Annotated in this window: 13 protein-coding genes; 3 read left to right on the top strand and 10 right to left on the bottom strand. The window is 28.5% G+C overall.

Going from position 1 to position 13,045, the window contains the following annotated elements; translation table 11 throughout:
* Positions 1 to 136 precede the first annotated feature (136 nt).
* Together CSPT_RS03990 and CSPT_RS03985 are read right to left on the bottom strand one after the other, a co-directional pair.
* Complete coding sequence (locus CSPT_RS03990) at positions 137 to 406, bottom strand: hypothetical protein (protein WP_089182408.1); 270 nt, start codon at positions 404 to 406, stop codon at positions 137 to 139.
* A gap of 172 nt (positions 407 to 578) precedes the next feature.
* Entirely contained in the window at positions 579 to 1,514 is a 936-nt protein-coding gene (locus tag CSPT_RS03985; protein ID WP_089182406.1) for a transposase, read from the bottom strand.
* Between the two features lie 321 nt (positions 1,515 to 1,835).
* Here CSPT_RS03985 and CSPT_RS03980 point away from each other — a divergent pair, with 321 nt between their 5' ends.
* On the top strand, positions 1,836 to 2,207 hold the full coding sequence (locus CSPT_RS03980; RefSeq protein WP_089182405.1) for a nucleotidyltransferase family protein: 372 nt from the start codon (positions 1,836 to 1,838) through the stop codon (positions 2,205 to 2,207).
* 175 nt (positions 2,208 to 2,382) lie between these two features.
* On the opposite strand, the gene CSPT_RS03975 is transcribed toward CSPT_RS03980, so the two are convergent.
* Genes CSPT_RS03975 through glmU form a run of 8 tightly spaced genes read right to left on the bottom strand, consistent with a single transcriptional unit; the run spans position 2,383 to position 9,444 of the window.
* Positions 2,383 to 3,021, bottom strand: a complete 639-nt coding sequence (locus CSPT_RS03975; RefSeq protein WP_089182404.1) for a hypothetical protein — start codon at positions 3,019 to 3,021, stop codon at positions 2,383 to 2,385.
* 49 nt (positions 3,022 to 3,070) lie between these two features.
* Positions 3,071 to 3,793 carry a tRNA pseudouridine(38-40) synthase TruA gene (gene truA / locus CSPT_RS03970; protein ID WP_089182403.1) on the bottom strand — a complete coding sequence of 241 codons (723 nt, stop codon included), beginning with the start codon at positions 3,791 to 3,793 and terminating at the stop codon, positions 3,071 to 3,073.
* A gap of 4 nt (positions 3,794 to 3,797) precedes the next feature.
* The gene (locus tag CSPT_RS03965; RefSeq protein ID WP_089182402.1) at positions 3,798 to 4,829 is read right to left on the bottom strand and encodes an LptF/LptG family permease; all 1,032 of its coding nucleotides are present in this window, start codon (positions 4,827 to 4,829) and stop codon (positions 3,798 to 3,800) included.
* Between the two features lie 12 nt (positions 4,830 to 4,841).
* The gene (locus tag CSPT_RS03960; RefSeq protein ID WP_235610087.1) at positions 4,842 to 5,660 is read right to left on the bottom strand and encodes a prepilin peptidase; all 819 of its coding nucleotides are present in this window, start codon (positions 5,658 to 5,660) and stop codon (positions 4,842 to 4,844) included.
* A complete protein-coding gene (gene uppS, locus CSPT_RS03955; protein ID WP_089182400.1) occupies positions 5,660 to 6,337 on the bottom strand; it encodes a polyprenyl diphosphate synthase in 678 nt (225 codons plus the stop codon). Before uppS ends, CSPT_RS03960 begins: the two co-directional genes overlap by 1 nt.
* Before the next feature lie 5 nt (positions 6,338 to 6,342).
* Positions 6,343 to 6,978, bottom strand: coding sequence for a hypothetical protein (locus CSPT_RS03950; RefSeq protein ID WP_089182399.1), 636 nt, complete (start codon positions 6,976 to 6,978; stop codon positions 6,343 to 6,345).
* Positions 6,975 to 8,150, bottom strand: a complete 1,176-nt coding sequence (gene coaBC / locus CSPT_RS03945) for a bifunctional phosphopantothenoylcysteine decarboxylase/phosphopantothenate--cysteine ligase CoaBC (protein ID WP_089183314.1) — start codon at positions 8,148 to 8,150, stop codon at positions 6,975 to 6,977. Before coaBC ends, CSPT_RS03950 begins: the two co-directional genes overlap by 4 nt.
* Positions 8,137 to 9,444: a bifunctional UDP-N-acetylglucosamine diphosphorylase/glucosamine-1-phosphate N-acetyltransferase GlmU gene (gene glmU, locus CSPT_RS03940; RefSeq protein WP_089182398.1), complete on the bottom strand. Its 1,308-nt coding sequence runs from the start codon at positions 9,442 to 9,444 to the stop codon at positions 8,137 to 8,139. The genes coaBC and glmU overlap by 14 nt, the downstream gene beginning before the upstream one ends.
* Before the next feature lie 161 nt (positions 9,445 to 9,605).
* Here glmU and CSPT_RS03935 point away from each other — a divergent pair, with 161 nt between their 5' ends.
* Positions 9,606 to 11,420: a biotin/lipoyl-containing protein gene (locus CSPT_RS03935; RefSeq protein WP_089182397.1), complete on the top strand. Its 1,815-nt coding sequence runs from the start codon at positions 9,606 to 9,608 to the stop codon at positions 11,418 to 11,420.
* Positions 11,421 to 11,435: 15 nt separating this feature from the next.
* Entirely contained in the window at positions 11,436 to 13,013 is a 1,578-nt protein-coding gene (pckA, locus tag CSPT_RS03930) for a phosphoenolpyruvate carboxykinase (ATP) (RefSeq protein WP_089182396.1), read from the top strand.
* Positions 13,014 to 13,045: the final 32 nt, after the last annotated feature.

Raw genomic sequence — 13,045 nt, 5'->3', positions numbered from 1 at the left:
AATGGTTGCGACAAGGTAGTCATATTCTTTTTGAAAATTAGTTATAGAAATAATAGCCCTAGAGTTAAACTCCTCACCGAAAGTTTTATAAGTTATTTCACCCATAACTATATAAATTTCACCTACCTTTAATTGATTAGACATTTATAGAAATAGAATGTTCATTCCCACCAGAAAGAGACTGATAAGTTAAAAAATATCTATCATCCCACTTTTCAGGTTGTCCGAATTCATCTAAAATAGGTTGTTTATCTTTATCAAGTTTAACCTTACCATCAACTTTGTTAATTTTTAAAACTCTTATCTTTTGTTTAAAAGAATTAATGTTTTGAGAAGCTATTTCATAAAATTTTGCCATAGCTTTTATATTTTCATTTGTGTTAAGTGCTTCTGTTACTTTTGCCATTTTTTATCCTTTATTTGTTTATTATTTTTGTATGAATTACCAATCACCCGGTAAAAACTATCTTTTGTTATGCCACAATGTTTTACAAAATCTTTTTTATTTATATATACTCCCTTGAAATATTTTGATTTATTTAATTCTTTTAAAAATGTTTTTAAAATTTTGTATTCTGCTAAGCTGATTTGATACATTGATAATTATCTTCTTTGAAATAAGTTTTTAAATACCTAATAATCGCACACATAACAGCAACAATAGCAACTTTTTTATGCTTACCATTAGCAATTAATCTGTTGTATTTTTCTTTAAAATAATCATTAAAACGAATACAACTAAGTGAATTCATAAATAAAATACGCCTTATATTAGTAGAATCTCTTTTAGTAATACTTTGACTTTTTTTGACACTTACACCACTTTCAAAAATACGAGGACTAAGACCTAAATAGCTAATAATTTGCTTTGCATTTTTATCACGATTAAAATGCAATACAGGAAATAAAACTATTGCCAAATCTTTACCAATACCTTTATTCTTTAAAATTTCATCACTTTCAGGAATAAGAGTTTTTAAAATAGAATAATTAATATCCCTTAATTTTTTATGTAAAGACTTTATATAATTTAAAAATTGTTTTAAGTAGTCTTTTAATTCATCATCATTTACATCCTTTTGAGAATGAATAAAATTTTTAACTTGCGTATTCATTTTTTGAAGAAGAAGTAAAGTAGATGAGTAACTTTTTAAAAGTTTATATTCTTTAGAAAATGTGTCAGGAAACAAAGTATAACTAAAAGTTCTTGAATAAACAGCAAGTGCATAACTATCGCTTAAATCAGTTTTTATATTATTTAAATGCCTAATGAATAAACTTGATTTAGCAGGATTTAAAACACTATATTTAATTTTTAATCTAGATAATGTTTTTTGTAAAATAATATGATAGTTTGAAGTAGATTCAAAGCAAACAATTAATTCATTTGATTGAAATGATTGAAAGTAACTTTTAATCATATTTGAAGTATTCGGAATAACTTCAAATTTAGGCTTAATATTTTCTTTATCTTGAAGAAAACAAATATCTAATTTATCTTTTGATACGTCTATACCACAGAAAAAACTTTCATAATAAACCCTTTATAGAAAAATTTAGTTAAAGTTCTTACTTGTATTCAGGATAATTTATAATAAAATTTCCTTAGATTTTTAATCAAACTTTTAACCCTTTTTAGCCATAATCTTTAACACTGTTTTAAAAAACAAAATAAATGTTCGAGCTTAAAAAGGAATTTTATAAAAGGTATCATACAAGAAATTAAGCGATGCCATTTTTGGATGATAAACATAATACAATAGAAATTTTAATTTATTAAAGAAACCAACCATAAATAAAAAGGAATAATAGACAAAATAAAATAAGGAGCAAAAATGACTATTTTAAAACAAATAAATGAGCTATTGCCAGTAGCCAAAATTTCTAAAACTCCTATTTTAACAAAAGATGATATACTAGAGTATTTATCGCAAATAAAACCACTCCTTAAAAAAGATGGCATTAAAGAAATAGGCTTATTTGGAAGTTATGCTATTGGAGAAGAAGAAGCAAACTCAGATGTTGATTTGGTAATTCTTGCAGAAAAAGAGTTTCTAGATAGACTAAAAGGGATAGATTGCATCTTATATTTTGAAAATTTAAGAGAAAAAATATCTAGAGATTTAAATAAATCAGTTGATTTAGTAAAAGTTTTTTCAAAAGAAAAATTAAATCATAATATTTTAAAGGATGCTATTTATGTATAGCAAAAAACACTTAACAGACTAAAAGAAGCAAACTCTAAAAAATAGGAAAATAAAAATTTTTAAAAAGTAAATATCAAATAAAAACATTTTTAAAATCTAGATGAAATTATACTTTTAATTTATTAAATAAAAATTATTATATTAAATCCAAAATTATAAATTTTTACTTTAATGGTTAAATTTTAATATTTAAAAACTCATCTCTTTGTTTTTTAATTTCCAAACGCTTTTGCTCTTCTCTTTTTTCTTGTATTTTCTTTAAAAGTTCTTCAAACCAATCATTAGCATATCCAAAAGCGTTACTACTCTTTTTAACAGATATAGAGTTATCAAAAGTTGGAGCACTTATCCCCATTCCTTTATAAGGAACTCCGCCAATATTTTCATTTTTATCGCTTAGAGAAAAAACTGATCCGGTAGTGTTTGAACTTACTATATTTGAGCCCATTTTTATCTTGTGATTTGCATCAAGTGAGCTATACTCTCTTTTTATAAGTCCAAAAATTTTTGCTCTATAATCTGAATCATTTGCCATTTTTTGTAAATTTTTATCATCAATATATAAAAGATGTTGCCAATTTATCGGGTCGCTTGGATCACTAGATGTAAATTGATATTTTGGAAATTCTTTATTTATCTCTTTTTTTAATTCTTCAATCGATATACTTCCATCATTTTTAAATTTATTTTCATAGATTTTTGTTTGATTTTCTCCATATTTTACGAGAGATTTGCTAAAATCTTGCAAAGATGAGTAAATTTCCGGCAAATTTATACTGCTATTTGGTAAATTTGAAAAATTAGAACTTATCATTTTATCTCCTATAAATCAATTTATATGCAAATCGGCAAAAAAGATTTATTTAAAAATTATTATAAAAAATTTTATTTAGATAAAGTCCATTTGGCGAAAATGGTATTCTAGTATAAGCTTGTAGTTTATAGCTATTTTCAATCATTTTACCATCATTTAAAACTTTAAAAGAATTTGATAGCATAAGTCTTATTTGTGAGCGTAAAAAACCATTTGCTTTAAATGTAATAATGCTTAAATTATCTTTTCTAAAAGCTCTTGCAAAATATACAGTTCTTACGCTTGATTTCGCACTACTTCCTGCTTTCATATAGTTTTTAAAATCATGCTCGCCAACAAAAACTTGCAAAATATCATTTAGTTTTTCTATATCAAATTTAGGCATAAAATGGCAGTATTTGGATAAAAAGGGGCTAAATTTACTATGATTTATCACATATCTATAACTCCTAGCAATGGCATCAAAACGGACATTGAAATTATCATTTACAAGCATAATTTTTTTAATATGCATTTTTGGATGTAAATGACGATTTATGAGCTCACAAAGTCTTTTTTTATCATTAAAATAATCATTTTCGCAAGACACGACCGAGCATTGATTTAAAGCATGAACTCCTTTATCGGTTCTAGAGCTTGAAACCACTTTATCAAAAATTCCGACATGACAAAGTGCTTTTTGCAAGTAGTTTTCTACGCTATTTTCATGAGGTTGGCGTTGCGAACCGCAAAACTCACTTCCATCGTAACTATAAATAAAAAGAAGCTTCATATCCTTAATATCTACTTAAAATTTTAATCTTAAAAGAAAAAATAGATGCAAGAAGCGTAACTATAAAAATAAGAGGAATAGCTATAAATGGCTGTTTAACAAGTATCATTAAAGCAGCAAAATAAAAAAACAAGACACCAAATATACCAAAATATATAAATCCTTTTTCATATCTATAAGTTACTATCCCAAAAGTAAGTGCAAAATACACACTTGCAAGTGGAAAAATAGAAACTAATACATTTATCGTAAAATCTTTTTTGCGTTTATCATCACTTAGTGCTTGTTTCCAGTAATCAATTATACTAACAACTTCTTTTGATTTATCTTGTTGCTTGCTTCTTATAATCATATTGTCAAATTTAGTAGCATGTATTACATTAGATGCTATATCATAACTATATCCATCTATTAATTTTAGCTCTATTGTGCCATTAAAGTTATTTATGTAACCTGTTTTTGCCATTAAAACCCTATCGTTACTATCGCTGTTTTTTGGATTATATAGTATCAAATTTTCATACACGGTTGTATTTTGATCCATTGATTGGTTTTCTATATACACCATCCAATCAGAAAATTTTTGACCAAATTGTGAAGCTTTGATATTAAGCTGTGCATCATTTAGTTTATGTCCGATAAAATTATCGCTCAACTCCTCAGCAATTGGTATCATTATAAGAGAAGTTCCAAGCAAAAGTATGCTTACAAAAGCAGATAATATAGCAAAAAACTTTCCTATCTGTCTAGTTGGATATCCTAATGTAAAAATCACTATACTCTCGTTTTCTTTTGAGAGTTTAAAAAAACTTATAGCTAATGATACAAAAAAACCTATCGGAATAGTAAAAAGTAAAATTTGTGGAAGCAAAAACATATAAAGTCTAGCTAGTTCAAAAAATGTTATGCTTACATAAGATGTTATTCTTGAAATTTGTATAAAAAATACAATAGAAACTATTATAAAAAGTGTTGCGAAAAGCGAAGCAAAGCTACTTAAAAAATTTGTTAAAAGATACCTATTTACTCTATTCATACCATAACCAAATCATAAATTTTGAATATAATTATAATATAACGAAATTAAATTTATAATTTCACTTTTAAAAATATATGTAAAAATTAAACCTAAAAATAAAAATGGTATCATCGCAAGCTCTATATCACTCTGTTTTTTGACTAAAATAAAATACATAAAAAAAGGCAGCATAAAAATACAAGCCAAAACAATAGCAATTATTCCCATTTTTATGCCCAAAATCGCTCCAATAATAGCAATTATGATAGTATCTGCATCACCCATAACTTCTATGTTATCATAAATTTTACACCTGTTTTTTATAACACTAACCGTAGTTTTTATAATTATAATCGCACCTGCTAATATCAAAGAATCAACAAAAAATGTCCCATATAAATTTAAATTTATCAAATGATACGCAATCAAATCTCTATCATAATTTGATAAAATAGCAAAAATATAAGCAAAAAATAGCAAATTTTCAGGAACCATTTTTATCTTAAAATCAATAACGCTTAGGCAAAAAAGTATTATAAAACAAACTCCGAGCATCAAAGAGTTAAAAATTTCATAAACATAAAAATATGCTAAAACCATTAAAATTCCACTAACAAACTCAACTAAAGGATAAACAAAACCAATCTTATTTTTACAAAATGCACATTTGCCGCGTAAAAATATCCAAGAAATTATAGGTATATTGTGATAAAATTTAAGCTTTTTATTGCATTTTGGACAATGCGAAGATGGAAAAACAACGCTTTGTTTTAATGGAATTCTATAAATCAAAACATTTCCAAATGAACCAATTACAGCCCCAAATATGAAAAATAATACCCAAACCACTATAATCCACCAAATCTTCTATGTTTTTTCTCAAATTTCTTAACCATAATATCAAGCTCTTTTGAATTAAAATCAGGCCAAAATGTATCTGTAAATTCAAGCTCTGCATAACTGGCTTCCCAAAGCATAAAATTTGATAATCTTATTTCTCCACCTGTTCTTATAAGCAAATCAACATCGCCATAACTTGCACTATCTATCGTTTTTGAAATATTTTCTTCATTTATCTCATCATTTGCTAAAACTAGTTTCTTACAAGCCCTAACTATCTCATCTCTACCGCCATAATTTAGCGCTAAAACTAAATTTAAACTTGCACCTTCTTTTGTTAATTCTTTTAAATTTAAAATTTCGTTTAATAAATCACTATCAAAAACTGATATATCGCCTATAGTATCAAATTTAATATCATTTTTGATTAGTTTTTCTCGCTGCTTTATAATAAATTTTTTAAGCAATTTCATAAGAAAATCTACTTCATTTTTAGGTCTTTTCCAATTTTCTGTGCTAAATGCATAAAGACTAAGAGTTTGTATGCCATTTTTAGCACAATACATTGCTATATCATCCACAACCTCAGCACCCTTTTCGTGCCCGTTTATTCTCATTAAAGAACGCTCTTTTGCCCATCTCCCATTCCCATCCATTATTATTGCTAAATGCTTAAGTGTATTCAATAAATTTAACCTTTAAAATCAACAAAATTTATGCTTTTTTTCCAAAGCATATTAAAATTTGAATCTATTTTTATCTCTACATCAAAAAAACTTTTGAGTAAAGAAGCCACAGTAGAATATGGCGTTTTTATGCTAATTAATCTCTGTTTTTGATATAAAAACAAAAGCGGCGCGTAATTTAAAAATATAAGATAAATTTGCATCATATTGCCGCTTTTTTTAAGCTGAAAAAGTTGCGGAAAGCCTTCATAAACAAATGGTATATGAATGACATTTTCACTAAGTGCCATAAAAATATCACTCCACAAATCAAAATTAGCTTTATTTTTAGAGCTAATTAGCATATTTATGCAAAGTTCATAAAAAGAACTTAAACTTTTTTCATAAATTATTTTTTCTATAATACTTGATCCATTTTCAAGCAAATAGCCTATATTTGGTTTTTCTATTAAGTTGCTAACAGATATTAAATTTCCATTTTGAGAAATCTCGCCCCAATACTCACCGCCAACATTAAGATTTTTCATACTTTTTGTGCTTAATGTTTTGTTTCCAAACCTAAGCAAGTAGCGATTATAAGAGGTTTTTTCTAGTACTTTTATATTTAATGGTAGTGAATTATTAAGGATTATAGAGCTCATAAACTTTTAACCAAATTTGCAATTTTTAAAGCTATATTTTCTTTATTATCGTAATTTAAAAGCGTAGAATTTGTAGGTGTTATAAACTCAATTTGCGTAGAATCTGAGCCAAATTTGACATTATCGTTTAAAACATTTAAACAAACTGCATCTAAGTGTTTATTTTTTAGCATATCTTTTGCATTTTGCTTGGCAGTTTTTTCATCTACTTCCATTTTAAAGCCTATTTTTTTGCAAGAAACTTTTAAATTTGACAAAATATCATCATTCTTAACAAGCTCTAAACTAAATTTATCCCCAAAAACATCTTTTTTTACCTTGCCACTAAATTTTTGTTTTGGCACATAATCACTAATAGCAGCAGCCATTACCAAAATATCTTTATCTTGCAAATTTTCTTTATCTAAAATAGTTTTTAACTCAAAAGAATTTTTAAATTTAGTAAATTTATAAGGCACTTTAAAACCAACACTACTAATAAAATGAACATTCCCACCAAGCATATAAAACGCATCACTTAAAGCCTTTGACATTTTTCCGCTTGAAAAATTTGTAATAGCTCTAACATCATCTATATTTTCATATGTAGCGCCGCCTGTTATAACAACTTTTTTATCTTTAAAAAACTCATCTTCAAAAATTGCTCTTTTTACAGCATAAATTATATCTTCAATATCAGCCAATGCGCCTTTTCCATAATCCCCACAAGCTAGAATTTTACAAACAGGCTCGACTATCTTAACGCCATTTTCTTTTAAAATTTCTAAACTTTTTTTAGTAGAAAAATGCTCTAGCATTGCATTGTTTGCAGCTGGAGCTATTATGGTTTTTACACTACTTGCTGCGATTAATGTATCCATAAAAACAGATCCACCTATGCCATTAGCAAGACTATTTATAGTATTTGCACTAGCAGGAGCTATCAAAACAAGATCCATTTTTGCATATTGTATATGATTAAGCCCATCAACCCAATTTTCACTATGAGAACAAAGCACTTTATGATTGCAAAGTGCTTCAAAGCTAACAATATTTGCAAACTTCAAAGCCCCATCGCTAAGCATTACATAAACATCAGCCCCAAGCTTTCTTAATGCTGATAAAATTTCATAAGCCTTGTAAAAACTAACACTGCCACAAACACAAAGTAGTATTTTTTTATTTTTTAGCATCTTTTTTTCCAAAAAATTTATAAAAAAATCCCTCTTTATTTATCTGCCTTCCTCTGCTTATAACAAGACATCCACTTTTTACATTTTGAGTTACGGTTGAGCCAGCAGCTATCAAAACATTATCTTCTACACTAAGCGGTGCAACAAGCTGTGTATCACTTCCGATAAATACATTTTTGCCTATATTAGTCTTATATTTTGACTTGCCGTCATAATTGCAAGTTATGGTTCCACACCCTACATTTGTGCCACTATCTATATCACAATCTCCAAGATAGCTTAAATGCCCTGCTTTAACTCCATTTAAATTTGCTTTTTTTAGTTCTACGAAATTTCCAATGTGTGTATTTTTAACATCATTTCCAGGTCTAAGATGAGCCATAGGTCCTATGTCGGAGTTTTCAACAACGCTATCTTCTATAACCGACGAACTTTTTATAATACTATTTTTTATGATGCTTTTTCCTATGATGCTTACATTTTCTTCTAAAGTGCATTCGCCTTCAAATTTAGCCCTGCTATCTATATAAATAGTTTGCGGCAATCTCATATAAACACCATTTTTCATAAGTTTTTCTTTTATCATATCTTGCATTATATTCTCAGCTTGTGATAATGCAAATTTATCGTTTATGCCCATAAAATTTCGTTCTACTACATTTACTGCAACACATTTTAAACCCATATTTTTAGCTATTTTTATGCTATCTGTTAAATAATACTCATTTTGTGCATTTTTATTATCAATTTTTGGTAAAATTTGTTTTAAAACTTGCGTATTAAAGCAATAACACCCAGCATTTACCGCTTTTACCATTTTTTGTTCATCGTTAGCATCTTTTTGTTCTACAATGCACTCTATTTCACCATTTTTACTTATAACTCTGCCATAACCAAAAGGATCTTGTGCCTCAAATGTACTAAGTGCAATATCGCAATCCTCAGATATAAGTTTTTTTAAATCATCACTTTGCATCAAAGGCATATCACCACACAAAATAAGTGTTTTTTTACTATCAAGTTTTACATCAAAAAGTGCACCGGCAGTTCCTGGAAATTCATCAACATTTTGTCGATAAATTTTTATATTTGGAAATTTTTTTAAAACCAACTCTTTTATCTCATCAAATTGATAATTTAAAACCACGCTTATATCATTGCTTATCTCATAACTGCGTTCTATTACATGATAAATCATAGGTTTTCCTGAAATCTCAAAAAGGACTTTTGCCTTGTTTGATTTCATTCTAGTTCCAAAACCAGCCGCTAAAATCACAACACAAACATCACTCATAAAAAGCCTTAATTTTTAAATTTATGCATTATTGTAACCAAATTTAACTAATATTTTAAGAAATTTTACTATTTTAAACATAAAAATTAATAGATAATTTTAACTTAATATAAAAAATGTTAGTATTTCATAAAAAATTATAAACAAAAGGGCAAAAAAATATGTCTAAAAAATTTATAGATGTCATGGATACTACTTTTAGAGATGGTTTTCAATCTGTTTTTGGTGCTAGAGTTTTGATGAAGGATTTTTTTCCTGCTCTAAGTGCGGCAAAAGATGCTGGGATTACTCACTTTGAGTTTGGTGGAGGAGCTAGATTTCAAAGCTTATATTTTTATCTAAACGAAGATGCTTTTGAAATGATGGATAAATTCCGTGAAATTGTAGGAGATGAAGCAAATTTACAAACTCTAAGTCGCGGTGTAAATACAGTAACGCTTGATACAGGAAGCAGAGAAATAGTCGATCTTCATGCAAAGCTTTTTGCAAAGCATGGAACAACAACTATTAGAAATTTTGATGCATTAAATGATGTTGAAAATTTAAAATATAGTGGTGAGAGGATAATGGCTCATGGACTAAAACACGAAGTTGTAGTTACTATGATGGATCTTCCGCCAAACTGCACTGGTGCGCATGATGCAGCTTTTTATGAAAAAGTTTTAAGAGATATTTTAGATACTGGCATACCTTATACAAGTATCTGTTTTAAAGATGCTAGTGGAACAAGTAGCCCCGAGAAAGTTTATCAAACAATCAAAATGGCTAGAAAACTGCTTCCAGAAAATACACACATTAGACTTCACACACACGAAACCGCAGGAGTTAGTGTTGTTTGTTATCTAGCAGCACTTGAAGCCGGAGTTGATGGTATAGATTTAGCAGCAAGTCCAGTAAGCGGCGGAACAAGCCAACCGGATATTTTAACAATGCTTCATGCTATTAAAGGTAAAAATTATGATTTGGGTGGGCTTGATATAGAAAAAATACTAAAATATGAAGAAGTTTTAAAAGATAGTTTAAAAGATTACTTTTTACCGCCTGAAGCAACCAAAGTTAGCCCTATAATACCATTTTCGCCAATGCCTGGTGGGGCATTAACAGCAAATACTCAAATGATGAGAGATAATAATATTTTAGATAAATTTTCAGAAGTTATAAGAGCTATGAGAGAAGTTGTAGAAAAAGGTGGTTATGGAACTAGCGTAACGCCTGTAAGTCAATTTTATTTTCAACAAGCGTTTAATAATGTAATGTTTGGTAAATGGAAAAAAATAGCCGAAGGCTATGGTAAAATGGTGCTTGGATACTTTGGAAAAACCCCAGTTAAACCAGATGATGATATTATAAAATTAGCCTCAGAGCAACTAGGGCTAGATTTTACAACACAAAATGCCATTGATATAGCAGACGCAGACGAGACAAAAAGCTTAAAATATACACAAAAAATACTTGAAGAAAACAACATTGAAGTATCAGAAGAAAATTTATTTATAGTTGCCGCTTGTAAAGAAAAAGGTATAGCTTTCTTAAAAGGCGAAGGCAAAGTTATGGTTAGAAAGAACTCTGATATACAACAGCAAAAGAAATACACTTCAAAAAATACATCAGAAATTAGTAAATATAGCGTCAGTGTAAATGGCAATAAATACAATGTGGAAATTAGTGATGGTTTTGATAATTTTGGAGAAATAAAAAATATCTCTAAAGTAGAAGATAAGCCTAAAACTGAAACAAAAAGCAAAAGTCAAAATCAAAACTCTAGCGGAGATATATTAGCAACAGTGCCAGGAAGTGTTTTTAAAATTTTACTTAAAACAGGAGATGAAGTAAAAGCTGGACAAACAGTAATTATACTTGAAGCTATGAAAATGGAAATAGAAGTAACTTCGCCAAAAGATGGCATTATAGATGAGATTTTAATATCGCCAAGCGATACAGTAGAAAATAATCAACTCTTAGCTAGAGTTAAATAAAATAGGAGAAAGATAATGCAAGATGAGATTAAAAAGCTTGGACTTGATAATATAAAAAATATTTATCATAATCTAAGTTACGAAGAACTATTTGAACATGAAGTTAAAAATAATGAGGGAAAAGTTAGTAGTAGCAGTGTCTTTATGGTCGATACTGGTATATTTACAGGAAGAAGCCCAAAAGACAAATATTTTGTAAAACAAGATGAATCTCAAAAATACATAGCATGGGGTAAAATTAACCAACCAATTTCAAAAAACTTATTTGATAAGTTGCTTAAAAAGGCTAAACAACAACTTTCAAATACAAGTATTTATGTCCAAGATGCGTATTGTGGAGCAAGTGATGCAAGCAAAAAAAAGGTTAGATTTATCACTCAAATTGCTTGGCAAGCACATTTTGTAAAAAATATGTTTATACGCCCAAAAAATACTGAATTAGAAAATTTCAACCCCGATTTTGTAGTTTATAATGCTTGCAAATGCTCAAACGAAGATTACAAAGAAGATGGCTTAAATAGTGAAGTTTTTGTAATTTTTAACATAGAAGAAAATATAGCTGTAATAGGTGGAACTTGGTATGGCGGAGAGATGAAAAAGGGTATTTTTTCTATGATGAATTATTGGCTTCCATTAGAGGGAAAACTTTCTATGCACTGCTCTGCAAATATAGGAAAAAATAATGATACTGCTCTGTTTTTCGGGCTTAGCGGAACAGGAAAAACAACTCTTTCTACAGATCCAAACAGATTTTTGATAGGCGATGATGAGCATGGTTGGGATGATGAAGGTATATTTAATTTTGAAGGCGGATGTTATGCAAAATGCATAAATTTAAGCAAAGAAAATGAACCAGAAATTTATAATGCTATCAAAAGAAATGCTTTGCTTGAAAATGTAGTCGCAGATGAAAACGGAAATGTTGATTTTAATGACGGATCAAAAACAGAAAATACAAGAGTTAGTTATCCGATAGAACATATACAAAACAGACAAGAAAACTCAAAAGGCGGACATCCAAAAAACATAATCTTCTTAACAGCAGATGCGTTTGGTGTTTTACCACCTGTTGCAAAACTTACAAAAGAACAAGCGATGTATTATTTTCTAAGTGGATATACCGCAAAAGTTGCCGGAACAGAAAGAGGTATAACTGAACCAGTGGCAACTTTTAGTGCATGCTTTGGCGAAGCATTTTTACCACTTCATCCAACTGTTTATGCAAAACTTCTTGGAGAAAAGATAGATAAACACGGAGTAAAAGTTTATCTTGTTAATACAGGTTGGAGTGGTGGTGCTTATGGCGTTGGCAAAAGAATGAGTATAAAAGCAACAAGAGCTTGTATAAATGCGATATTAGATGGTAATATAGAAAAAAGCGAGTTTGAAAACTTTGATGATTTTAACATTTCTATACCAAAACAGCTTGATGGTGTTGAAACAACTTTATTAAATCCTATAAATAGCTGGAAAGATAAAAATGAGTTTATAAAAACTAGAAAAAAACTAGCAAAAATGTTTGTAGAAAACTTCAATAGATACAAGGATGTGAAAGCTGGAGTTGAGTTTGCAAAAGCTGGGCCAAGTATCTGATAAAATCCATATGGCTTACTATTTTTTTAAGT

This window comes from Campylobacter sputorum subsp. sputorum, from assembly GCF_008245005.1.
GTDB lineage: Bacteria > Campylobacterota > Campylobacteria > Campylobacterales > Campylobacteraceae > Campylobacter_F > Campylobacter_F sputorum.
Note: the sequence above shows the minus strand (reverse complement) of the source record. Positions and strands in the feature narration are given on the sequence as shown.

Coding starts and splice junctions, on each gene's coding strand:
- CSPT_RS03975 (WP_089182404.1), bottom strand. CDS start 3,021: ATGATAAGTTCTAATTTTTCAAATTTACCAAATAGCAGTATAAATTTG.
- CSPT_RS03980 (WP_089182405.1), top strand. CDS start 1,836: ATGACTATTTTAAAACAAATAAATGAGCTATTGCCAGTAGCCAAAATT.
- CSPT_RS03950 (WP_089182399.1), bottom strand. CDS start 6,978: ATGAGCTCTATAATCCTTAATAATTCACTACCATTAAATATAAAAGTA.
- pckA (WP_089182396.1), top strand. CDS start 11,436: ATGCAAGATGAGATTAAAAAGCTTGGACTTGATAATATAAAAAATATT.
- glmU (WP_089182398.1), bottom strand. CDS start 9,444: ATGAGTGATGTTTGTGTTGTGATTTTAGCGGCTGGTTTTGGAACTAGA.
- coaBC (WP_089183314.1), bottom strand. CDS start 8,150: ATGCTAAAAAATAAAAAAATACTACTTTGTGTTTGTGGCAGTGTTAGT.
- CSPT_RS03965 (WP_089182402.1), bottom strand. CDS start 4,829: ATGAATAGAGTAAATAGGTATCTTTTAACAAATTTTTTAAGTAGCTTT.
- truA (WP_089182403.1), bottom strand. CDS start 3,793: ATGAAGCTTCTTTTTATTTATAGTTACGATGGAAGTGAGTTTTGCGGT.
- CSPT_RS03935 (WP_089182397.1), top strand. CDS start 9,606: ATGTCTAAAAAATTTATAGATGTCATGGATACTACTTTTAGAGATGGT.
- CSPT_RS03990 (WP_089182408.1), bottom strand. CDS start 406: ATGGCAAAAGTAACAGAAGCACTTAACACAAATGAAAATATAAAAGCT.